We start from the raw sequence: 26,451 nt of genomic DNA, 5'->3' as shown, positions 1-26,451 counted from the left end.
GAGGCGTCAGAGGTGTCAACGAGCTGTACCTGAGGCGGAAAGTGCCTGCGCACAGCTGGTCCCAAGGGGTTGATAGCCGCGTGTGGGCATTGGATAGTCTCGGCGGGTGATGTGGCGTACCGACAAGGGTGGATCGCGTGCGGGCCGCCAGGTCCCGGCTCGTTGGGCGGCGGCGGGGTCAGCACTGCGCGACGTGGCGCTGTGGCTGTCGCTCTCCGGGGTCGGACTCGTGTGGTACCTGGAGAACGACACGGCGTCCTCCGCACTCCTGGACGTGGTGGTGCCCGCGCTCGTCCTCGCGGTGGCGGTGCCCGGCAGCCGCAAGCACCCCTGTGCGGCGCTGCTGGCCGTCAACGGACTCTGCGCGCTGGGCCTGGTGCAGGGGACCAGTCCGGCGAACCCGTACCTCCTGGCGCTCGCGGTGTCGAGTTACCTCCTGGGTTCGCGCTCCGCCACGGCCGGGACGTCGCTGCTGGCGTTCGGCGGCGCCATGACCGTCAACCTGGTGCTCTGCGCCGTGTTGCGGGTCCCCCTCGTCTGGTGGTTCTACGTGGTGACGATGGTGCCGTCGGCGCTATTGCTGCCCTGGCTCGTGGGCCGGTACCGCCAGGCTCGCGCGGCCCTGGTGAGGGACGGCTGGCAGCGGGCGATGAGCCTGGAGCAGCGCCAGCGCGCGGTGGCGGAGGAGGCCCGGCTGCGAGAGCGCACCCGGATCGCGGCAGACATGCACGACTCGCTCGGGCACGAACTGAGCCTGATTGCGCTGCGCGCGGGCGCCCTTGAGCTGGAGCCCGATCTGCCGGACCGGCTCCGGGCCGATCTGACCGAGCTGCGGACTGCCGTCTCCGACGCGGTGGACAACCTGCGGGACACCATCGGCGTCCTGCGCGAGAGCGCCGATCCGGTATCGACGGCTCCGACGGCGGAGTCGGTGGAGGACCTCGTGCACCGGGCCGCCACGTCCGGTGTCGAGGTGTCCCTGGTGCGCGAGGGCGCGGCGCCCTCGCTGGCACCGCTGGTGGACCGCGCGGTGTACCGGGTGGTCCAGGAGTCCTTGACCAATGCCACCAAGCACGCGCCGGGCAGCAGGGTGGAGGTCCGCATCCGGCACGAGGCCGGAGAGACCGAGGTCCGCGTGGTCAACTCGGCTCCGCCCGGCGCGGCGTCGGCCGGACGCGGTCGCCGGCCGACGCCGGGCAACCGTGGTCTGACGGGTATGCGGGAGCGGGTGGCGGTGATCGGCGGAATGCTCCGGGCGGGCCCCCACGGGGGCGGCTTCGAGGTGAGGGCCACGGTGCCCGACCGGGTGAGCGCGGACCGGTCGCACGTAGCGGGGGGCCCTGCGCGTGCGACGGGTTCGGCATCGACGCGGCAACTGGCGGTGTCGCAGCGGCGGGCCAGGCTGCGCTTCGCAGCCGCGTTCGTGGTACCCGCGGGAGTGGCTCTGACCGTGCTCCCGGCAGCCATCGTGTTCGCGTACCAGCTGAGCACATGCGTCCTGCGGCCCGGGGTCTACGAATCGCTGCGCGTCGGGCAGGGGCGCGCCGAGATCCAGCAGCGACTTCCCGAACGGCAGTTCCCCTACCCGACCGACGACATGCGAGCGGCCCCGAGACCTCCCGGCGCCACCTGCGCGTTCTACCGGTCCAGCGGAGACCTCCTGGAGGAGGTGGATGTGTACCGGCTCTGCTACGCGGGCTCCCGGCTCGTCGCCAAGGACGTGCTGCCGGGCCGTTCGGACGGCTCCTGAGTGCCGTTCGCCGAGAGGCGTGCGGCCAGTGAGCGGCCGATGGTGGCGATATGGGCGGGCACGGTGAGCAGTTGCTCGTGCTCGGCGTCCACCGGGTGGTCCTCGATCGCGCCGTCCACGAAGGGCCGCCAGGCCGTGGCGTCCACCCGGCCGCGCAGCTCTGGAGGCATGTGCACGGCCGAGAACATCAGCAGGTCGCCGCGGTAGCGCCCGGGCCGGTGGGTCGCGAGGAGCCTGCTGTGGTGTATCCACGCGTCCTTCATGGCCAGCAGCGTGCGGTCGCCGACGGCGGCGAGCGGATGCTGCTCACCATGCAGGAACTCCAGGTAGCGCGCGACGAGTCCGCTCCGGTCGGCCGTCAACTCCGCCTCCTCGAAGGGGAAGTCCGCGGCGGTGAGGTTGTCGACCAGCAGCTTGTCCTCCAGTTGCCGCAGAGCGCCTTCCAGCACGTCCTGCTCGGAGACGCCGGATGCCCCGGAGACGTCGGAGACGTTGGGGTAGGAGTCCACGAGGCCGAGCAGCTCCACCTCCTCTCCCGCGTGCTGGAGCCGCACCGCGATCTCGTGGGCGACGACTCCACCAAAAGACCAGCCGAGCAGCCGGAACGGGCCATCCGGCTGGATCTCGCGGATCTGCTGGAGGTAATCAGCGGCCATCTCGCCGACGTCGGCCGGCGCCTCCCCCGGTCGGCTCAGCGCGCGGGCCTGAAGCCCGTAGACCGGGATGTCACTGGCCAAGTGGGTGAGCAGACCGGAGTAGCACCAGGCGACGCCGCCCCCCGGGTGCACGCAGAACAGCGGTCGTGCCTCGCCCTTGGTCCGCAGCGGCAGCATAGGGGCGAAGGAGTCACGGGTGCCGCGGCTCTCCACCGCCCGGGCGAGGTCTGCCGGGGTGGGCGCCTCGAACAGGTCGCGCACGCCCAGCTCGGCCTCCAGCTGCTCGTTGACCCGTACGGTGACCTTGGTCGCGAGGAAGGAGTGCCCGCCGAGCTGGAAGAAGTCGTCGTCGGGCGTGACGCGCTCGATACCGAGCACCTCAGCGAAGATCGCGCAGATGCGCTTCTCCGCCTCGGTGGCCGCCGCACGGGCCGTCGGCCTGGCGATGTCCATGCCCAGCAGCGCCCGGCGGTCGAGCTTGCCGTTGCGGGTCAGCGGAAGCGCGTCCACGACGACGAAGTCGGCAGGCACGAGGTGGTCAGGCACGGTACGCAGCATCCTGGCCCGCAGCTCGCGCGGGTCGGGGGCACCACCGGGGGCGGGGGTCACGAAGGCGATCAGCGAGGTCGCGTCGCGGGCGAGGACGGCGGCGGCGCCCACCTCGGGGTCGCTCCGCAGCACCGCGGCCACCTCGCCGGGCTCGACCCGGAAGCCCCGAATCTTCACCTGGTCGTCGACTCTGCCCAGGTGGTGCAGCCGCCCGTCGGCGGAGCGGCGGACCCGGTCGCCCGTACGGTACATGCGCTCCCCCGGCGCACCCGAAGGGCAGGCGACGAAGCGCTCCGCGGTGAGCCGGGGTCGCCCCCGGTATCCGCGGGCGACGGCCGCCCCCGACACGTACAGCTCCCCCGGGACGCCCGGGGGGACGGGCCGCAGTTCATGGTCGAGCACATGGACGCGCACGTTGGGCAGCGGGCTGCCGATGGCGGGGGCGGCCGGCCAGTGCGCGGGGTCGACGGGCAGGGGCTCGGCCGTCACCACGTGGGTCTCGGTGGGCCCGTAGTGGTTGTGCAGCCTCGGCCGGAGGGTGGCCGCCGACCAGTGGCGTCCGATGGCGCCGTCCGTGAGCAGGGGTTCACCGGCCTGTGCGACGTGCCGCAGGGCCCTCAGCTCCACCCCAGCCTCCAGGGCACTCGCGCACACCGCCTCGATGACGAGCGTGGGGGCGAGTAGTTCGTGGACGCCGGTTTCCTTCAGCCAGGCCACCATGCGGTCGGGGTCACGGCGGACGTTCTCGGGGCAGATCGCGAGGGTTTTGCCGCAGAGCAGGGCCGATGCGATCTCCTGAACGCTGACGTCGAAGCCGGTGTCGGTGAACTGCGCGGTGACCGATCCGTCGGGGACGGGGAGCGCCTTCTGGTGCCAGTGCAGCAGGTTCTGCACGGCGCGGACGGTCATCTCGACGGCCTTCGGCTCCCCCGTAGAACCCGATGTGTACATGACGTACGCGAGGTGTTCCGGCAGCAGGGGGCCGCCGCGCTCGTCGTCCGTCACGGAAGCCTGCGGCACTGCCGCGAGCGTGGTGTCATCGAGCAAGAGCGTGCTGTGGTGCCGCGGCAGCCGCGCGGCGATGTCCCGAGTGGTGAGCAGCACCGTGGGTCGGGCATCGCGCAGGACGAACTCCTGCCGCCTGCTCGGAAGTTCGGGGTCCAGGGGAACATAGGCGGCCCCCGCCTTGAGCGTGCCGATGAGCCCTCGGACGAAGTCAGCGCCACGAGGCAGCGCCAGGACCACGACGGCGTCCGGGCCCGCGCCGTGGGCGAGCAAAGCCCTGGCCAACGCGTTCGTCTGCGCGTCCAGCTCGGCGTAGGTGAGGGTGCCGTGCTCGTGCAGGATCGCGCAGTGCTCGGCGCGGCGTCGAGCCTGCGCGCCGAACAACTCCGGCAAGGGAGTGGAGGGCACGTCGCGCGCGGTGTCGTTCCAGGCCCGCATCACCTCCAGTTCGTCGGGGAGCGTGATGCTCGTGGCTCCCACCGTCAGTTTCGGGTTGCCAGTCACCTGTTCGAGTACGCACACCAGGCGCAGCGTCAGGCGGTGGGCGGTGGAGGCGTCGAACTGAGCCGTGTCGTACTCCAGCACTCCGGTCAACCCATCCGCCTCGCCCTGGGCCGTACGGAGTTCACCGAAGGACAGCAGCAGATCGAACTTCGCGGTGGCGGTTTCGGCAGCCAACGGCCTGACCGTCAAGTCGCCCCCGCCGACGGCGGCCACGTCGGTGATGCCTGCGGTGTTGTTGAGGGTAAGCATGACCTGGAAGAGGGGATGGCGGGACAGCGACCGCTCGGGGTTGAGGACCTCCACCAGCCGCTCGAACGGCAGATCCTGATGCGCGTACGCCTCCAGATCCGACTCCCGCACCCGCGCCACCAACTCACGGAACGTCGGATCACCCGACACATCCGTACGCAACACCAGACTGTTGATGAACAACCCCACCAAGTCATCCACCGCATCATCACCACGCCCGGCGACAGGGGTCCCGATCGGTATGTCCTCACCCGCACCCGACCGCGCCAACAACACACCCAACGCCGCCTGCAACACCATGAACACACTCGCACCGCACTCACGAGCCAACCGCACCACACCCGCATGCACCCCGGCAGGCACCGTGAACTCCACCCGCCCACCACACTGCGAAGAAACCGCCGGACGCGGACGATCCACCGGCAGAGCGATCTCCGCGGGCAGGTCGGCGAGCTGCTCCCGCCAGTACGCGATCTGCGCCGAGACCAGACTGTCCGGGTCATCCTCCGAACCCAGCAACTCTCGCTGCCACACCGCGAAATCCGCATACTGCACCGGCAACACCGGCCAACCAGGAGCAGCGCCCTCCGCCCTCGCCCCATACGCCGCGACGAGGTCGCCGACGAAGGGCCGTAGCGACCACGCGTCGGTCGCTATGTGGTGGACGAGCAGGAGCAGAGCGTGCTCATCGGGACCGAGCTCGAACAGAGTGGCCCGGATCGGAACGTCGACCGTCAGATCGAAGGCATACCGAGCAGCCTCCTCCAACCGCTCCGAAAGCTCCTCCTGCCCACACGACGAAACAGACCACGGAACCGCGACCCCAACATCCAGCACCCGCTGATACGGCCCCTGAGCATCCTCGGCGAAGACCGTGCGCAGACTCTCGTGCCGCGCCACGACATCACCCAACGCCAACCGCAAAGCCTCCCGGTCCAACCTGCCGCCCAACCGCAACGCCAACGGCACGTTGTAAGCCGCACCCGGACCCTCCAGCTGATGCAGGAACCACAACCGCTGCTGACCGAACGACAAAGGCAACCGCCCCGGACGACCCCCCGCCCGCAACACCGGCACACAACTACGGCCCGCACCCTCCAACACCCCATCGAGCCCCGCGACCGTCGGAGCCTCGAACAACTGCCTCACCGACAACTCAGCGTCCAGAACAGCGCGCACCCGACCCACCAGACGCGTCGCCAACAACGAATGCCCACCCAGAGCAAAGAAATCATCATCAATACCGACCGCCGGCACACCCAGCACCTCAGCGAACAGACCACACAGAATCTCCTGCCGAGGAGAGCCCGGCCCACGCCCCGAAACCACAACCACCTCAGGCTCCGGCAAAGCCCGCCGGTCCACCTTCCCATTCGGCGTCAACGGCACCTCATCCACCACGACCAACACGGGAACCATGTAATCCGGCAGACGCCGACCCACCTCCGCACGCACCACACCCAAATCGAGAACCACACCATCTTCGGGAACCACACCAGCAACCAACCGACGGTCCCCCGCCACATCCCCGCGAACCACCGCGACCGCCCGGGCCACACCCCCACAACCCACCAACGCCGACTCAACCTCACCAAGCTCAATACGGAAACCCCGCACCTTCACCTGATCATCAACCCGGCCCACATAACCCAGCGAACCATCAGAACGCCACCGCACCACATCACCCGTGCGATACATCCGCTCACCCACACCACCAAACGGACACGCCACAAAACGCTCCGCCGTCAAACCCGCCCGACCCCAATACCCCCGCGCAACACCAGCACCCGCCACATACAACTCACCCGACACACCCACAGGCACCGGCCGCAAAAACCCATCAAGCACAAACACCCGCGTATTCACCAACGGCCTTCCGATGGTGACGTCCGGCCCCGAAATCGCGGTGGCGGTTGCGTAGACAGAGGCTTCGGTCGGGCCGTAGCCGTTCCATACGGAAGCCAGGGATTCCACCAGCGTTCCGGCCATTTCATCGGAGAAGGGCTCGCCGCCCAGCATCGCGTGAACATGCTTCAGCCGATCCCCCGCAACCCCCAGAATCTCCCGCCACAACGACGGCGTCGCCTGCACCACCGACACACCCGACGACACCACCAAATCCACCAACAAACCCGCATCACCAACCACTTCGGAAGACGCCAACACCACACAACCACCCGACGTCAACGGACCGAACAACTCCAACACCGCAATATCAAAAGCAAAAGTCGTCAACGCCAACACACGCCCCGAACCCACCACCCCCCGCAAACCCGCCAACACATTCACCACACCACCCTGCGACACCACCACACCCTTCGGCCGCCCCGTCGACCCCGACGTATACACCACATACGCCGCCTCATCCCGACCAGAAACCACCCCCAAAGAACCCGAAGAAACCTCAGCAAGCCCGGACACCACCACCAAGTCATCCAACAAAACCAACGGCACACCCTCACACCCGGCAACACCAGCCCCCGACACCGAAATCACCGCCGCCGGCGCACAATCCCCCACCACAAAAGCAACCCGTTCCGCCGGATACGACAAATCCACCGGAACATAAACACCCCCCGCCTTCAACACACCCAAAAACGCCACCACCGCATCCACCGAACGCGGCAACGCCACCACCACACGCGACTCCCCACCCACCCCCAACAACCTCAAATACCACGCCAACCGATTCGCCCGACCATCCAACTCCCCATACGACACCACACCACCCTCGAACTCCACCGCCACAGCCCCCGGCGCCCGCACCACCTGCTCCTCGAACAACCCCGACAGTGAAACCTCCGACAGAGCCAGGTCCTCCCCTCGGTGCGCGGCAGGGTGCAGGCGCTCGGCGGGAGCTCGTACGTCGAGACGGCCGACCGGGACCCGCGTCTCGTGGACGACGGCGCGCAGAGCCTGAAGGAGTTGCTCACCCAACGACCGCGCCCCGGCTTCGTCGACGGCGTCCGTGCGGTATTCGAGGCGCAGACGCAGACGTTCCCCCGGGTGGACGAGAAGGGTCAGGGGGTAGTGCGTGGCATCACGGCCGCGCATGTCGGTGATGCGCAGCTCGCCGCCCGATTCGGCGTCGCCCACCGTGCCGTGCGGCGCGGCCGGGTAGTTCTCGTACACCAGCAGCGTGTCGAACATCTGAGTGGTGCCCGTCAGGCCGCTGAGTTGCCGGATGGACGGGAGGTCCAGGTGGTGGTGCGGCAGGAGCCGGGTCTGTTCCAACTGGACCCTGGTGATCAGGTCCTCGAGGTGCTCGGCGGGCCGCAGTCGCACGCGCACGGGGACGGTGTTGATGAAGAGGCCGACCATGGTTTCGACGCCTTCGACGTCCGCAGGACGCCCGGACACCGTCGCTCCGAAGACGATGTCGTCCTTGCCGGTGAACTGGGCCAGCACAAGGGCCCATGCGGTCTGGACGAGCGTGCTCGCGGTGACCCCGAGGCGGCGAGCCACCGGGGCGAGAGCGGCGGTCGTGGCGGCGTCAAGCTCCAGCTCGAGTTCGTCGGGCAGCTCGGGGGCGGGAGCCGTCTGCGCGTCCGGTGCGATCAGCGAGGGTTCGTCGAAGCCGCCCACGGCCTCGGCCCACGCCGCCCGGTCGGCGGCGCGATCCCGCCGGGAGAGCCACTCCAGGTGGTCACGGGGCGAGCGCACCCGCGGCAGCTCCGAGTCATCACCCCCCGTGGCATACAAGGTGACGAGGTCGCGCAGCACGATCGGCAGCGACCACCCGTCGAGCAGCAGGTGGTGGTTGGACATCACGAAGACATGCCGGTCCCGCGCCACGCGGATGCACAGGAAGCGGACCAGGGGCGGGGTCGCCAGGTCGAAGCGCTCGTAGCGGTCGGCGCGCAGCAGTTCCTCCAGACGCTGGTCGCGCTCCGCGTCACGGATGTCCGTCAGGTCGTGCTCGGCCCAGGGCAGAGGGACATGACGGGGTATCAGCTGTACCGGCCTGCTGAGCCCCTCGTGCCGGAAGGCGGCCCGCAGGCCGGGGTGCCGTGCGAGGAGGGACTGCGCCGCCTGCTTCAGCGAGGGCACGGACAGGTCACCGGTCAGCTCGACGACCAGTTGGACGGCGTACACGTCGGGAGCGTCGCCGCTGTAGAGGCGGTGGAAGAGGAGACCTTCCTGGAGCGGGGAGAGCGGCAGGATGTCTTGCAGGCCCGAGGTGTTCACAAGGTCCTCCACTCGGCTTCGAGAGCGTCGATCTCGTTCTGGCTCAGTCCTGCTCCGAGCAGGTCCGACGGGGTACGGCCGCCCGCGTCCGGCGCGGCGGTATGGTCGGCCAGGGCGCCCAGGACGTCGAACCAGGTTCTGGCCAGCTCTTCCATGCGGTGCTGTTCGAACAGTCCGTCCGCCCAGGTCCAGATGGCGACGAGGTGGGTGCCGGTGTCGTCCTCACGCACCATCGTGTTCAGTTCGACGGCGTGGGGCAGGGGGATGCGGGCGTCGTCCGTGCCGCCCAGGCCCTCCAGCCTGCCCAGACTGTGGCTCGTCCGGTCGGCCGAGCCACGGGTACGACCGAGGTTGTTGTATCCGATCTGTGCGGTCGGCAGCACCTTGAGTACCTCGGCCGTACGGGGGTTGAGGTACCTCAGCAGTCCGTAGCCCGACCCGTCGCCCGGTACGGCCCTCAGCTGTTCCTTGACCGTCTTCAGCGCCTGCCCGGCCGCGGGTCCTGCGGCCAGCGCGCCGCCGATGTCGACGCCGGCGAGGTCCAGGCGTACCGGATGGATGTCGGTGAACCAGCCTACGGTCGTCGTCAGGTCCGCCCCCGGCACCAGCTCCTCGTGCCTGCCGTGGGACTCCACGTCCACGAGGAGGCCGGCTCCGGTGCCGCGCCAGTGCGCGACGGCCAGCGCCAGGCCGGTGAGCAGCACGTCGTCCACACCCGCGTGGAACGCCGCGGGTACGGCGTCGAGCACACGCCCCGCGACGTCGGGGGGCAGGGTGAGGGATAGGCTCCGCGCACTGCCCAGCGTGTCCTGGGAACGGTCCAGGGGGCGGCTGCCGAGTTGCTGTTCCGGGCCGGACAGCAGCCGGACCCAGCCGTCGGCCTCGGCCGTACGCTCGGGGCTGTGGGCCGCGGTGTGCATTGCGTGGGCCCAGCGGCGCAGTGACGTGCCGACGGGGCGGAGCTCGGGGGTGCGCCTCTCCCGGTGGGCGTTCCAGCACTCGATCAGTTCGGGCAGCAGGATGCGCCAGGACACCTCGTCGACCGCGAAGTGGTGGATAACGAGCAGGACCAGGCCCGGCTCTCCGGCACCGCGGTCGAACCACACCACCTCGACGAGACGGCCCTCGCGCGGGGAGAGCCGGGCCCGGGCGGCGTCGGCCTCGGCGGCCACGCGGGCGGACACGTCGTCGGGGGATTCGCCCGGCTTGCGGGACAGGTCGACGCGGCGCACCGCTCCCGCGATGTCCATCGTGTCGGGTTCCCGCACTTCAAGGACCTGGTCATCGCCGTCACCAACCAGCCGCAGCCGCAGCGCGTCGTGGCGGCGCACGACGGTGTCCACGGTGGCCACGAGCGTCCCGATATCGCTTCCCGGCGGCAGCTCCACCAGCCGGGACTGGGCGAACCGGTCGATGGGGCCGCCGAGTTCGGTGAAGCGCCGCAGCACAGCTGTGGGCCTCAGCGGTCCTCCGTCGTCGGTGTGCTCCAGAGCGTCGGCCCTCTCGCGCGAGCACGCGGCGGCGAGCGCGGCGGGCGTCTGGTGGGTAAACACGTCGCGCGGGCTCAGGTCGAGTCCGGCAGCGCGCGCCCTGCCGACGAGCGAGATCGAGGAGATGCTGTCGCCCCCGATATCGAAGAAGCGGTCATCGGGCCCGGCCGCTTCGAGGCCGAGCACATCGGCGAAGATCGCGCACAGCAAGGTCTCGCGGCGACCGCGCGGCGTGGCTCGTACGGTGTGTTGCGGCCTGGGCAGTGCGGCGCGGTCGGCCTTGCCGTTCGGGGAAAGCGGCAGCTCCTCCAGGACGACGAAGGCCGAGGGAACGGCGTGGCCGGGCAGAGTGGCCGATGTGAACGCCCGCAGGGACTCCGCGTCGAGCCCGGCACCGGGTTCCGGCACGGCGTAGCCGACCAGCCTGCGCTGTCCCGGCTGGTCCTCACGGACAGTGGCCGCGGCCTGCGCGACGCCGGGGCAGCGCAGCAGCACGGACTCGATCTCACCCAGCTCGATCCGGAATCCGCCGAACTTCACCTGGTCGTCGCGGCGACCGGCGAACTCCAGAGTGCCGTCGATCCGTCGGCGTGCGAGGTCCCCGGTGTCGTACATCCGCTCTCCGGGGCTGCCGAAGGGATCGGCGACGAATCGTGCTGCCGTGAGGTCCGGTGCCCGGTGGTAGCCGCGGGCGAGTCCGGTGCCCGCGATCCACAGCTGCCCGACAGTGCCCGGCGGCACCGGCCGCAGTCGGGTGTCGAGTACGTAGATCCGCTTGTTGCGGAACGGGAAACCGATCGGCACCGAGCCGGTCGCCCGCCCGGTCTGTCCGGCGCTCAGAGGCCCGGCCCCGTCGTCGCCGGTCGCTTCCGGGCGGGCGGGCCTGATTTCCCCGGCGGTGGCCGCAATGGTCGTCTCGGTGGGCCCGTAGCCGTTGAACAGCCGGTGCCGGGCGGACCAGCGCCGTGCGGTGGCCGGCGGGCAGGTGTCGCCCGTGACGGTGATGACCAGGCCGGGCGGCAGCTCCTCCTCCGTCAGGCTGGCGACGACGGCGGGCGGCAGGGTCATGTGGGTGACACCCGCAGTGGAGACGAACCGCGTCAGGTCCTTGCCCAGGGCCTGGTCCGCCGGTGCCAGGACGAGCGTCGCCCCGGAGAGCAGCGCGCCGAACACATCCCACAGGGAGGCGTCGAAACTGGTGGACGCCATTTGCAGGACGCGGCAGCCCCGCCCCAGCTCCCAGCGGTCGACGGCGGTGGACACCATGCTCGGCAGACCGCCGTGCGGGATGACCACGCCCTTCGGGCGGCCGGTCGAGCCGGAGGTGTAGATGACATAGGCGGCGCTGTCCGGGCCTGTGGGGATCACGGCGTGGCCGGTCCCGACCTCGGAACCGTGGGCGGGGTCGGCCGTCAGGACGGTCGTCACCTCCGGCGCATCCAGAATCAGCAGAGGCGTGCCCTCGTGCGCGATCCGCTCGCGCAGGCCCTCCGCGGTGATGACCAGCTCCGGCGCGCTGTCCTGGAGCATGAAGCGCAGGCGGTCATCCGGGTATCCGGGGTCGAGGGGGAGGAACGCGCCGCCCGCCTTGAGGACCGCCAGGATCGCCACCACCCACGCCTCGGAGCGTTCCAGCGCGATGCCCACGAACGCTTCCGGTCCGATACCGCGCTCGGCCAGGAGGCGGGCCAGGTGGTTGGCGCGGAGGTCCAGGTCCGCGTAGGTCAGCGTCGTGGTGCCGAAAACGACGGCTGGGTCGTTCGGGGCGGATGCCACGCAGGCGTCGAACATCGCTGTCACCGTGGTGGCGGCCACGGCGTGTCGTGTGTCGTTCCACCCGTGTACGACGTCGTGCCGCTCGGCAGGAGTGAGGACTTCGTAGGCGTCCAGCCGGTGATCGGGGTCGGCGGTGAGTGAGACCAGGAGGTGTACGAGGCGTTCGGCGAGCGCTGCGCAGGTCACCCGGTCGAACAGGTCGGCGTTGTACTCCAGGATGCCGTGGAGGCCGTTGCCTTCGGGGATGCCGCCGGGGCTTTCGGTATCGGGCAGGCCGACGAAGGCAAAGGTGAGGTCGTTCTTGGCCTCGCCGGTTTCCACCGGCTGCGGCCGCACCACCAGCCCCGCCAGCTCTTGGATCTGCTGGGACGCGGAGGCCACATCGGTGTTGTTGAGGGTGAGCATGACCTGGAAGAGGGGATGGCGGGACAGGGACCGCTCGGGGTTGAGGACCTCCACCAGCCGCTCGAAGGGCAGATCCTGATGCGCGTACGCCTCCAGATCCGACTCCCGCACCCGCGCCACCAGCTCACGGAACGTCGGATCACCCGACACATCCGTACGCAGCACCAGACTGTTGATGAACAACCCCACCAGGTCATCCACCGCATCATCACCACGCCCGGCGACAGGCGTGCCGATCGGTATGTCCTCACCCGCACCGGAACGCGCGAGCAGCAACCCCAGGGCCGCCTGCAACACCATGAACACACTCGCACCGCACTCACGAGCCAACCGCACCACACCCGCATGCACCCCGGCAGGCACCGTGAACTCCACCCGCCCACCACACTGCGAAGAAACCGCCGGACGCGGACGATCCACCGGCAGAGCGATCTCCGCGGGCAGGTCGGCGAGCTGCTCCCGCCAGTACGCGATCTGCGCCGAAACGAGACTGTCCGGATCGTCCTCCGAGCCCAGCAACTCCCGCTGCCACACCGCGAAGTCCGCATACTGCACCGGAAGCACCGGCCACTGCGGAGACTGACCGCTCACCCTCGCCGCATACGCAGCACTCACGTCACGCACCAGGGGACGGACCGACCAGCCGTCGCTCGCAATGTGATGCACCAGCAGAAGCAGCACATGCTCGTCGGCGTCCAGTTCGAACAGCATCGCCCGAAGAGGCAGGCTCCTCGTCAGGTCGAACGGGTGCCGCACTGCGGCTGCCAGCTCCGTCGCCAGTTCCTCCGCCGAGACGCGGATGCTCACGACCTCCGGTTCGCTGTCAGCTGCTTCACGTACCACTTGGTAGGGGCCTTGCGTGTCTTCGGCGAAGACCGTGCGCAGACTCTCGTGCCGCGCGACGACATCACCCAACGCCAACCGCAAAGCCTCCCGGTCCAACCTGCCGCCCAACCGCAACGCCAACGGCACGTTGTAAGCCGCACCCGGACCCTCCAGCTGATGCAGGAACCACAACCGCTGCTGACCGAACGACAAAGGCAACCGCCCCGGACGACCCCCCGCCCGCAACACCGGCACACAACTACGGCCCGCACCTCCAACACCCCATCGAGCCCGCGACCGTCGGAGCCTCGAACAACTGCCTCACCGACAACTCAGCGTCCAGAACAGCGCGCACCCGACCCACCAGACGCGTCGCCAACAACGAATGCCCACCCAGAGCAAAGAAATCATCATCAATACCGACCGCCGGCACACCCAGCACCTCAGCGAACAGACCACACAGAATCTCCTGCCGAGGAGAGCCCGGCCCACGCCCCGAAACCACAACCACCTCAGGCTCCGGCAAAGCCCGCCGGTCCACCTTCCCATTCGGCGTCAACGGCACCTCATCCAGCACCACGACCACCGACGGAACCATGTACTCCGGAAGGCTCCGGGCACACTGCGCACGCAGCGCCGCCCCGTCCACCACCGCACCCGACTCCGCCGTCACATACCCCACCAACCGACGGTCGGCCTCATCGTTCACCCGAACCACCGCGACCGCCCGGGCCACACCCGCACAGCCCACCAACGCCGACTCAACCTCACCAAGCTCAATACGGAAACCCCGCACCTTCACCTGATCATCAACCCGGCCCACATAACCCAGCGAACCATCAGAACGCCACCGCACCACATCACCCGTGCGATACATCCGCTCACCCACACCACCAAACGGACACGCCACAAAACGCTCCGCCGTCAAACCCGCCGACCCCAATACCCCGCGCAACACCAGCACCCGCCACATACAACTCACCCGACACACCCACAGGCACCGGCCGCAAAACCCATCAAGCACAAACACCCGCGTATTCACCAACGGACCACCAATAGAAACATCCGAACCCGACACCACCACCCCACTCGTCGACCAAACCGTCGTCTCCGTCGGCCCATAAACATTCACCACCGACGCCACCGAATCCACCAACAAACCGCCACATCACCCGGCAACGCCTCACCCCCACCAACGCATGAACATGCTTCAGCCGATCCCCGCAACCCCAGAATCTCCCGCCACAACGACGGCGTCGCCTGCACCACCGACACACCCGACGACACCACCAAATCCACCAACAAACCCGCATCACCAACCACTTCGGAAGACGCCAACACCACACAACCACCCGACGTCAACGGACCGAACAACTCCAACACCGCAATATCAAAAGCAAAGTCGTCAACGCCAACACACGCCCCGAACCCACCACCCCCCGCAAACCCGCCAACACATTCACCACACCACCCTGCGACACCACCACACCCTTCGGCCGCCCCGTCGACCCCGACGTATACACCACATACGCCGCCTCATCCCGACCAGAAACCACCCCCAAAGAACCCGAAGAAACCTCAGCAAGCCCGGACACCACCACCAAGTCATCCAACAAAACCAACGGCACACCCTCACACCCGACAACCCCAGCCCCCGACACCGAAATCACCGCCGCCGGCGCACAATCCCCCACCACAAAAGCAACCCGCTCCGCCGGATACGACAAATCCACCGGAACATAAACACCCCCCGCCTTCAACACACCCAAAAACGCCACCACCGCATCCACCGAACGCGGCAACGCCACCACCACACGCGACTCCCCACCCACCCCCAACAACCTCAAATACCACGCCAACCGATTCGCCCGACCATCCAACTCCCCATACGACACCACACCACCCTCGAACTCCACCGCCACAGCCCCCGGCGCCCGCACCACCTGCTCCTCGAACAACCCCGACAGTGAAACCTCCGGCAAGGCCACACCCGTCGCATTCCACCCCTCCAAAACCCGATGCCGCTCCTCAGGCACCAACACATCAATCCCACCCACCGGAACATCCGGCGAACCCACAACCACACCCAACAACCACACCAAACGCCCCACCAACAACTCAGCAGAACACCGATCAAACACATCCAAAGCAAACGTCAACCCACCCCGCAAACCAGAAGAAGCGTCGGGCGAGAAGGCAAAGGAAAGATCGACCTTGGCGCTCTCCGCATCTGTCTCCATCGGGCTAACGGAAAGATCCCGCAGAACGGGCAGCGCTCCGATTTCCGGAGCATTGTTGAGGGTGAGCATGACCTGGAAGAGGGGATGGCGGGACAGCGACCGCTCGGGGTTGAGGACCTCCACCAGCCGCTCGAACGGCAGATCCTGATGCGCGTACGCCTCCAGATCCGACTCCCGCACCCGCGCCACCAACTCACGGAACGTCGGATCACCCGACACATCCGTACGCAACACCAGACTGTTGATGAACAACCCCACCAAGTCATCCACCGCATCATCACCACGCCCGGCGACAGGGGTCCCGATCGGTATGTCCTCACCCGCACCCGACCGCGACAACAACACACCCAACGCCGCCTGCAACACCATGAACACACTCGCACCCGACTCCCGCGCGAACCCCGCCACCCGCTGCATCACATCCGCGGACACCACGAAATCCACCCGGTCACCCCGGTAACTCGCCACCGCCGGACGCGAACGATCCACCGGCAACTCAATCTCCGCCGGCAACCCCGCCAACCGCCCCCGCCAATACGCGACCTGCGCCGAAACGAGACTGTCCGGGTCATCCTCCGAACCCAGGAGATCCTGCTGCCACACCGCGAAATCCGCATACTGCACCGGCAGTGTCGGCCACTCAGGCAGCACCTCATTCACCCTGGCCCCATACGCGGCACTCAGGTCACGCACCAGTGGGCGCACGGACCAGCCATCGCTCGCGATGTGATGCACCAGCACGAGCAGCACGTGTTCCTCGGCACCCAGCTCGAACAGCACTGCCCGCAGCGGAAGTTCCCGTTCGAGGTCGAAAGCGTGACGTGCGGCAGCCGCCAGTTTCGCCGCGAGCTCGCTCTCCGAGCAGCGGACCACCGCAAACTCGGGTTCGCAGTCGGCCACTGCACGTATGACCTGATACGCGCCCTGCGTGTCTTCGGCGAAGACCGTGCGCAGACTCTCGTGCCGCGCGACGACATCACCCAACGCCAACCGCAAAGCCTCCCGGTCCAGCACACCACTCAACCGCAACGCCAACGGCACGTTGTAAGCCGCACCTGGACCCTCCAGCTGATGCAGGAACCACAACCGCTGCTGACCGAACGACAAAGGCAACCGCCCCGGACGACCCCCCGCCCGCAACACCGGCACACAACTACGGCCCGCACCCTCCAACACCCCATCGAGCCCCGCGACCGTCGGAGCCTCGAACAACTGCCTCACCGACAACTCGGCGTCCAGAACAGCGCGCACCCGACCCACCAGACGCGTCGCCAACAACGAATGCCCACCCAGAGCAAAGAAATCATCATCAATACCGACCGCCGGCACACCCAGCACCTCAGCGAACAGACCACACAGAATCTCCTGCCGAGGAGAGCCCGGCCCACGCCCCGAAACCACAACCACCTCAGGCTCCGGCAAAGCCCGCCGGTCCACCTTCCCATTCGGCGTCAACGGCACCTCATCCAGCACCACGACCACCGACGGAACCATGTACTCCGGAAGGCTCCGGGCACACTGCGCACGCAGCGCCGCCCCGTCCACCACCGCACCCGACTCCGCCGTCACATACCCCACCAACCGACGGTCGGCCTCATCGTTCACCCGAACCACCGCGACCGCCCGGGCCACACCCGCACAGCCCACCAACGCCGACTCAACCTCACCAAGCTCAATACGGAAACCCCGCACCTTCACCTGATCATCAACCCGCCCAACAAACTCCAGAACACCATCAGAACGCCACCGCACCACATCACCCGTGCGATACATCCGCTCACCCACACCACCAAACGGACACGCCACAAAACGCTCCGCCGTCAAACCCGCCCGACCCCAATACCCCCGCGCAACACCAGCACCCGCCACATACAACTCACCCGACACACCCACAGGCACCGGCCGCAAAAACCCATCAAGCACAAACACCCGCGTATTCACCAAAGGCTTTCCAATGGGGGCGGGCCGGCCAGGACGGTCGCCCTCGCAGTGCCAGTAGGTCACGTCGACCGCGGCCTCGGTCGGCCCGTAGAGGTTGTGGAGTTCGGCCCCGAGCGTGCGGTGGAATAACTCCTCGGTGGCAGCGGACAGGGCCTCACCGCTGCACAGCACACGCTTCAGTCCGGTGCACGCCGCAGCCGTGGGTTCACGCAGGAAGGCATCCAACATCGACGGCACGAAGTGCACCGTCGTGATACCGGCAGACTGGATGAGCCCCGACAGATACGCCGGCTCTCGGTGACCTCCTGGCCGCGCGAGGACGAGCGTCGCTCCGCTCAGCAGGGGCCAGAAGAACTCCCACACCGAGACGTCGAAGCTCGCCGGCGTCTTCTGGAGGACTCGATCCCGAGAGGTGAGGCGGTATTCGTCCTGCATCCACCGCAATCGGTTGACGATTCCCCGGTGCGGTACGAGGACGCCCTTGGGCTCTCCGGTAGAACCCGAGGTGTAGATCAAGTAGGCCGGATGCGACGAGGAGACCTGAGCGAGCGGCGGGTGCTCCCCGGTGAACGACTCGGTCTGCCGTCGCGTAGCGGGGTCGTCCACCACGACGACCTGGAGACCGGTGGGCGCGGGGAGCCTGCTCTTTAGTTGCCGAGTGGTCAGCAATGCCGTGGGTTCCGCGTCGGCGAGCATGAACGCGATGCGCTCGGCCGGATACTCGGAATCGACGGGCAGGTAGGCGCCACCCACCTTGAGTACCGCGAGCAAGGCCACGACCAGGTCGAGTGACCGGGGTATCGCCACCGCCACCCGGCTCTCCGGCCCGGCTCCCATGGACCTGAGCAGGTGGGCCAGGCAGTTGGCGCGCCTGTCGAGTTCTCGGTACGACAGCGCGGAGCCCTCGAATTGCAGGGCACGGGAGTCCGGAGTCCTGGCCACCTGCTGTTCGAACAGTGCCGACAGCGACGTCGCCTCCGTCCCCGCCCTCTCCGCAGCCGTGTCGTTCCACTCCTCCAGGATCTGTCGCCGCTCGCCCTCCAGCAGCATGTCCGCCCGGCTGACGGGGGCATCCGGAGACTCCACGGTCACGGTCAGCAACCGCACGAGGCGGTCCGCGAGGAGCTGGGCGGACTCGCGGTCGAACCGGTCGGTGCTGTAGTCCAGGACGCCTCGCAGCCCGCCGTTGTCCCGGCGCTCGCCCAGATGGAAGTTGAGGTCGTAGCGCACGGTGCCGGTCTCCACCGGGTGCAGCACGACATCGATGACGCCTGCGGCGTCGGTGCCCTCGCCGCGCTCCGGTGCTGGGGTGACGCCCGCGTTGTTGAGGGTGAGCATGACCTGGAAGAGGGGATGGCGGGACAGGGACCGCTCGGGGTTGAGGACCTCCACCAGCCGCTCGAACGGCAGATCCTGATGCGCGTACGCCTCCAGATCCGACTCCCGCACCCGCGCCACCAACTCACGGAACGTCGGATCACCCGACACATCCGTACGCAACACCAGACTGTTGATGAACAACCCCACCAAGTCATCCACCGCATCATCACCACGCCCGGCGACAGGGGTCCCGATCGGTATGTCCTCACCCGCACCCGACCGCGCCAACAACACACCCAACGCCGCCTGCAACACCATGAATACGGTGGTGTTGTTCGACAGGGCGAACGTTTGGATCCCGGCATGCACGTCCCCGGGCACGCTGAACGTGACACGGGCGCCGCGGTGGGAGGCAGCAGCCGGCCGCGGGCGGTCCGCAGGCAGCTCGATCTCCGTCGGCAGGTCGGCGAGCCGCTCCCGCCAGTACGCGATCTGCGCCGAAACGAGACTGTCCGGGTCATCCTCCGAGCCCAGCAACTCCCGCTGCCACACAGCGAAATCCGCATACTGCACCGGAAGCACCGGCCACTGCGGCTCACGGCTCGCCACCCGTGCCTCATAGGCTGCGACGAGGTCGCGGCGCAGAGGGTCGACCGACTGACCGTCACCGGCTATGTGGTGGACGAGCAGGAGCAGAGCGTGCTCATCGGGACCGAGCTCGAACAGAGTGGCCCGGATCGGAACGTCGACCGTCAGATCGAAGGCATACCGAGCAGCCTCCTCCAACCGCTCCGAAAGCTCCTCCTGCCCACACGACGAAACAGACCACGGAACCGCGACCCCAACATCCAGCACCCGCTGATACGGCCCCTGAGCATCCTCGGCGAAGACCGTGCGCAGACTCTCGTGCCGCGCCACGACATCACCCAACGCCAACCGCAAAGCCTCCCGGTCCAACCTGCCGCCCAACCGCAACGCCAACGGCACGTTGTAAGCCGCACCCGGACCCTCCAGCTGATGCAAGAACCACAACCGCTCCTGGCCGAACGACAAAGGCAACCGCCCCGGACGCACCCGTGCCCTGACCGCCGGCGCACGCCCCCGATCGGCCCCGTCCAACGCCCCATCGAGCCCCGCGACCGTCGGAGCCTCGAACAACTGCCTCACCGACAACTCAGCGTCCAGAACAGCGCGCACCCGACCCACCAGACGCGTCGCCAACAACGAATGCCCACCCAGAGCAAAGAAATCATCATCAATACCGACCGCCGGCACACCCAGCACCTCAGCGAACAGACCACACAGAATCTCCTGCCGAGGAGAGCCCGGCCCACGCCCCGAAACCACAACCACCTCAGGCTCCGGCAAAGCCCGCCGGTCCACCTTCCCATTCGGCGTCAACGGCACCTCATCCACCACGACCAACACGGGAACCATGTAATCCGGCAGACGCCGACCCACCTCCGCACGCACCACACCCAAATCGAGAACCACACCATCTTCGGGAACCACACCAGCAACCAACCGACGGTCCCCCGCCACATCCCCGCGAACCACCGCGACCGCCCGGGCCACACCCCCACAACCCACCAACGCCGACTCAACCTCACCAAGCTCAATACGGAAACCCCGCACCTTCACCTGATCATCAACCCGGCCCACATAACCCAGCGAACCATCAGAACGCCACCGCACCACATCACCCGTGCGATACATCCGCTCACCCACACCACCAAACGGACACGCCACAAAACGCTCCGCCGTCAAACCCGCCCGACCCCAATACCCCCGCGCAACACCAGCACCCGCCACATACAACTCACCCGACACACCCACAGGCACCGGCCGCAAAAACCCATCAAGCACAAACACCCGCGTATTCACCAACGGACCACCAATAGAAACATCCGAACCCGACACCACCACCCCACTCGTCGACCAAACCGTCGTCTCCGTCGGCCCATAAACATTCACCACCGACGCCACCGAATCCACCAACAAACCCGCCACATCACCCGGCAACGCCTCACCCCCCACCAACGCATGAACATGCTTCAGCCGATCCCCCGCAACCCCCAGAATCTCCCGCCACAACGACGGCGTCGCCTGCACCACCGACACACCCGACGACACCACCAAATCCACCAACAAACCCGCATCACCAACCACTTCGGAAGACGCCAACACCACACAACCACCCGACGTCAACGGACCGAACAACTCCAACACCGCAATATCAAAAGCAAAAGTCGTCAACGCCAACACACGCCCCGAACCCACCACCCCCCGCAAACCCGCCAACACATTCACCACACCACCCTGCGACACCACCACACCCTTCGGCCGCCCCGTCGACCCCGACGTATACACCACATACGCCGCCTCATCCCGACCAGAAACCACCCCCAAAGAACCCGAAGAAACCTCAGCAAGCCCGGACACCACCACCAAGTCATCCAACAAAACCAACGGCACCCTCACCCGACAACCCCAGCCCCGACACGAAATCACCGCCGCCGGCGCACAATCCCCCACCACAAAAGCAACCCGCTCCGCCGGATACGACAAATCCACCGGAACATAAACACCCCCCGCCTTCAACACACCCAAAAACGCCACCACCGCATCCACCGAACGCGGCAACGCCACCACCACACGCGACTCCCCACCCACCCCCAACAACCTCAAATACCACGCCAACCGATTCGCCCGACCATCCAACTCCCCATACGACACCACACCACCCTCGAACTCCACCGCCACAGCCCCCGGCGCCCGCACCACCTGCTCCTCGAACAACCCCGACAGTGAAACCTCCGGCAAGGCCACACCCGTCGCATTCCACCCCTCCAAAACCCGATGCCGCTCCTCAGGCACCAACACATCAATCCCACCCACCGGAACATCCGGCGAACCCACAACCACACCCAACAACCACACCAAACGCCCCACCAACAACTCAGCAGAACACCGATCAAACACATCCAAAGCAAACGTCAACCCACCCCGCAAACCATTCTCTGGATCCATCTGAGCGAATTCGAAGGTCAGGTCGAAGCGGGCTGCGTCATGCGTCGCACGGATTTCACTCACGTCGAGGTGCGGGGCATGCGATTCGGCCCCGGTGGACATCTGGTTGTTAAGAATGAGCATGACCTGGAAGAGGGGATGGCGGGACAGCGACCGCTCGGGGTTGAGGACCTCCACCAGCCGCTCGAACGGCAGATCCTGATGCGCGTACGCCTCCAGATCCGACTCCCGCACCCGCGCCACCAACTCACGGAACGTCGGATCACCCGACACATCCGTACGCAACACCAGACTGTTGATGAACAACCCCACCAAGTCATCCACCGCATCATCACCACGCCCGGCGACAGGGGTCCCGATCGGTATGTCCTCACCCGCACCCGACCGCGACAACAACACACCCAACGCCGCCTGCAACACCATGAACACACTCGCACCCGACTCCCGCGCGAACCCCGCCACCCGCTGCATCACATCCGCGGACACCACGAAATCCACCCGGTCACCCCGGTAACTCGCCACCGCCGGACGCGAACGATCCACCGGCAACTCAATCTCCGCCGGCAACCCCGCCAACCGCCCCCGCCAATACGCGACCTGCGCCGAAACCACACTGTCCGGGTCATCCTCCGAACCCAGCAACTCCCGCTGCCACACGGCGAAATCCGCATACTGCACCGGCAACGCCGGCCACTGCGGCCCACGTCCAGCGACGCGCGCCTCATATGCGCTCGTCAGGTCACGAACCATGGGCCTCAGCGACCAGCCATCAGTCGCAATGTGATGCACCAACAGCAGCAGGACATGGTCGTCGGGTGCGATCTCAAACAGGGCTGCGCTGACCGGGATCTCGGCGGAGAGATCGAAAACATGCAGGGCAGCAGTCGCCAACCGCTCCGGCAGCTCCCCCTCCGTCACCTGGGCGACGGTCCACGGAACCTCGACTCCCGCGTCAAGTACAACCTGGTACGCGCCCTGGGCATCCTCGGCGAACACCGTACGCAGACTCTCGTGCCGCGCCACGACATCCCCGAGCGCCAACCGCAGCGCCTCCTGGTCCAGCTCACCGGCCAGCCGGACCGCCGAAGGAACGTTGTAGGCCGCACCCGGACCCTCCAGCTGATGCAGGAACCACAACCGCTCCTGGCCGAACGACAAAGGCAACCGCCCCGGACGCACCTGTGCCCTGACCGCCGGCGCACGTCCCCGATCGGCCCCGTCCAACACCCCATCCAGCCCCGCGACCGTCGGAGCCTCGAACAACTGCCGCACCGACAACTCAGCGTCCAGAACAGCGCGCACCCGACCCACCAGACGCGTCGCCAACAACGAATGCCCACCCAGAGCAAAGAAATCATCATCAATACCGACCGCCGGCACACCCAGCACCTCGGCAAACAGACCACACAAGATGTCCTCGCGCGGCGACCGCGGCCCGCGCCCCCTGACCACTCGCGCCCCGTGCTCGGGCAGAGCACCGCGGTCCACCTTTCCGTGGGGAGTCAGCGGCAGCCCTTCCAGCACCACGACCGCGGACGGAACCATGTACTCCGGAAGGCTCCGGGCACACTGCGCGCGCAGCGCCGCCCCGTCCACCACCGCGCCCGGCTCCGCCGTCACGTAACCGACCAGTCGGCGGTCGGCCTCATCGTTCACTCGCACCGTCGCGACCGCGCGGGCCACACCTGCACAGCCCGCCAACGCCGCCTCGACCTCGCCCAGTTCGATGCGGAAGCCCCGCACCTTCACCTGGTCGTCGACCCGGCCCACGTACTCCAGAACCCCGATGTCACGCCACCGCACCACATCACCGGTGCGGTACATACGCTCTCCCGTGCCGCCGAAGGGGCACGCCACGAACCGCTCCGCCGTGACGTCGCTCCGGCCCCAGTAGCCGCGGGCGAGCGGCGCACCCGCCACGTACAGCTCGCCGGGCATCCCGACCGGCGCCGGCCGCAGGAACGAGTCCAGCACGAAGACCCGTGTGTTCGGGAACGGCGTGCCGATCGGTACTGCGCCCCGCGGCGTCGTCCCGCCCGGGTCCAGACGCCACTCCATGCAGTTCACCGTGGCCTCGGTGGGACCGTACGCGTTGTAGACGGTGACGTCGGGGTGTCGGCGGCGCCAGGCGTCCAGCACCTCGCCCGTCAGCGCCTCGCCGCCGACCACCAGGGTGCCGGCCGGAGCGACCATGTCCTCGTGGTCCGCCATCAGAGCCAAGTGGCTCGGGGTGACCTTCAGCAACGTCGCTCCGGCACCGTCCTCCAGGTCGCCCAGGCGCACCCTGCCACCGCACACCAGCGGCGTGAACAGAGCCGTCACCGTCAGGTCGAAGGAGAGCGACGTGTGGAGCACGGAGTTCCCGGTGGTCCCGGCGTACGTCTGCCGGTTCCGCAGCAGGTAGGCGCCGAGCGAACGGTGCTCCACCACGACGCCCTTCGGCCGTCCGGTCGAACCCGACGTGTACACCACGTACGCCGCCTGGTCCGGGCGCCGCTCCAGCGCGTCGGGCGGGGTCGAGGGGAGTCCGGCGAGTCGAGCCGCCAGTTCGGGGGCGTCGAGCAGGACCAGCGGTATGTCGTCGGGTCCGGCGGGGTCGGTTCCCTCGGTAGCTCCTGCGCCCGGGACCGGGCCGCCCGGGGCCACGCCGGTGTCCGAGAACGAGATCACCGCCGCCGGCTCGCAGTCCTCCAGCATGAAAGCGATCCGCTCCGCCGGGTACGACGGATCCACCGGAACGTACGCGGCCCCTGCCTTGGAGACGGCCAGCAGCGCCGCCACCGCGTCCACCGATCGCGGCAGTGCCACCACGACGCGCGACTCCGCTGCCACCCCCAACGAGCCCAGGTGGCGCGCCAGACGATTCGCCCGCGCGTCCAGCTCGCCGTACGACACGGCTTCCCCTTCGAACTCCACCGCCACGGCTTCGGGGGCACGTGCCACCTGCTCCTCGAACAGGGTGGGGAGGGAGGCCCACGGCACGTCGGCCGCCGTGTCGTTCCACTCTTCCAGCAGTAGCCGTTCGCCGGGCAGCGACACGTCCACACCGCCGACGAGGCGTTCCGGAGCGTGGGCCATGGTCCGCAGGACGCGCGTCAGGATCTCGGCGATCTTCTGGACGCGGTCGGACGCGAAGAGGTCGGGACGGTGCACGAGCCGGCCGCCGATCCGCTCGCCCGTGCCGGAGATCAGCGTGAGGGGGTAGTGCGTGGCGTTGCGGGACCGGACGTCCCGCACACGCAGGGCGGCCTCGTCCGCGTCGTCGGTGTGGCGGGGAAAGTTCTCGAACACCATGCCCGCGTCGAACAGTTCGTCCACGCCCGCGGCGCGCTGGATCTCCGTGAGGCCCAGGTGGTGGTGGTCGAGCATGCGGGCCTGCTCCTGCTGCACCCGGACGAGGAGACCGGAGAGGGACTCTTCGGGCCTCAGCCGGACACGGAGCGGAACGGTGTTGATGAACAGGCCGACCATGTGCTCGGCGCCGTCCAGCTCGGCGGGGCGACCGGAGACGGTCATGCCGAACACGATGTCGGCACGGCCGGTGAGGCCGCCGAGCACCAGCGCCCAGGCGCACTGGAGCGCGGTGTTGAGGGTGATGCCGCGGGCCCGGGCCACGTTCACCAGGGCCGCGCCGGTCTCCTCGTCCAGAGCGAAGTCGAGGCGTTCGGGCAGCCCGGTGGCGGGAGAGGCCCCGGGCGCCAGGAGGCAGGGGCCGGGGAGCTCAGCCAGGGCCTCGCCCCAGGCCCGCTCGGCGGCGGCCCGGTCGCGGGTGCGGAGCCATGCGAGGTGGTCGCGGTGGGGACGAACGGCGGGCAGCTCACCGGAGTCGGCGCCGTTGCGGTAGAGCACGAGCAGTTCGCGCAGCAGCACCGCCATGGACCAGCCGTCCACCACGACGTGGTGCGCGGTGAGCACGAAGCGGAAGCTCTCCTGCCCGAGGCACAGCAGGGTGAAGCGGATCAGAGGGGCGGCACCGAGGTCGAAGCGCCGCAGGCGGTCGGCCGACACCTCGGCCTCCAGGGCCTCCTGCCGCTCGGCTGCGGGGACCTGGCTCAGGTCGTGCTGGTGCCACGGCAGGCGCACCCGGCGGCGCAGGATCCGCACCCATTCACCCGTGCGACGCTGCCGGAAGGAGGAGCGCAGGTTGGCGTGGCGCCGCAGAAGTTCCGCCGCGGCGGCGCGGAGGGCCGCTTCGTCCAGGGCGCCGTCCAGGTCGAAGGCGACCTGAGCGACGTAGGAGTCCGGTGCGCTGTTGTCGTAGACATGGTGGAAGATCATGCCCTCTTGCAGCGCGGTCACCGGCAGGATGTCCTCGATCGACTGTGCGCGCGCGTTCACCACGGACGTCCCTTCACTCCACGACACGATGCGATGCGTCAAATGCGATGCGTCAAGAGAGGAGCGGGGCAGGGGCACGTGAACTGGCGGCTCCCCCGGTTCCTCGATGCTTTCCCGTACACGGGAAATTTGAAGCTAGTTGCCCTTTGAAGAGCGCGTCAAGACTTTCAGGAAGCGCCGAAATC

General features: G+C 67.9%; 6 protein-coding genes. 1 reads left to right on the top strand and 5 read right to left on the bottom strand.

Annotated features, from left to right (window positions below; genetic code table 11):
* The first annotated feature begins 109 nt into the window (after positions 1 to 109).
* Positions 110 to 1,750 (top strand): sensor histidine kinase, encoded by a 1,641-nt coding sequence (locus KV381_RS32870; protein ID WP_103538992.1) that lies wholly within the window; start codon positions 110 to 112, stop codon positions 1,748 to 1,750.
* Here KV381_RS32870 and KV381_RS32865 read toward each other — a convergent pair.
* The 5 genes from KV381_RS32865 to KV381_RS32860 are packed head-to-tail and all read right to left on the bottom strand — an operon-like array spanning position 1,690 to position 26,269.
* Complete coding sequence (locus KV381_RS32865) at positions 1,690 to 8,901, bottom strand: non-ribosomal peptide synthetase (RefSeq protein ID WP_218786941.1); 7,212 nt, start codon at positions 8,899 to 8,901, stop codon at positions 1,690 to 1,692. The genes KV381_RS32870 and KV381_RS32865 overlap by 61 nt on opposite strands.
* Positions 8,898 to 13,646: a non-ribosomal peptide synthetase gene (locus tag KV381_RS36765; RefSeq protein ID WP_256995259.1), complete on the bottom strand. Its 4,749-nt coding sequence runs from the start codon at positions 13,644 to 13,646 to the stop codon at positions 8,898 to 8,900. The genes KV381_RS32865 and KV381_RS36765 overlap by 4 nt, the downstream gene beginning before the upstream one ends.
* A 10-nt stretch (positions 13,647 to 13,656) precedes the next feature.
* Complete coding sequence (locus tag KV381_RS36760; RefSeq protein ID WP_256995202.1) at positions 13,657 to 14,532, bottom strand: phosphopantetheine-binding protein; 876 nt, start codon at positions 14,530 to 14,532, stop codon at positions 13,657 to 13,659.
* Entirely contained in the window at positions 14,526 to 14,741 is a 216-nt protein-coding gene (locus KV381_RS37155) for a hypothetical protein (RefSeq protein WP_373461222.1), read from the bottom strand. The genes KV381_RS36760 and KV381_RS37155 overlap by 7 nt, the downstream gene beginning before the upstream one ends.
* 14 nt (positions 14,742 to 14,755) lie before the next feature.
* Entirely contained in the window at positions 14,756 to 26,269 is an 11,514-nt protein-coding gene (locus KV381_RS32860; RefSeq protein ID WP_256995201.1) for a non-ribosomal peptide synthetase, read from the bottom strand.
* Between the last annotated feature and the right edge of the window lie 182 nt (positions 26,270 to 26,451).

Origin of the sequence: Streptomyces sp. WY228 (assembly GCF_019287315.1) — a bacterium.
GTDB lineage: Bacteria > Actinomycetota > Actinomycetes > Streptomycetales > Streptomycetaceae > Streptomyces > Streptomyces caviscabies.
This window is presented reverse-complemented; position numbering and strand designations above follow the sequence as displayed.

Bases quoted from the DNA above. Each gene is read 5' to 3' on its own strand.
- KV381_RS32870 (WP_103538992.1), top strand. From the start codon at position 110: ATGTGGCGTACCGACAAGGGTGGATCGCGTGCGGGCCGCCAGGTCCCG.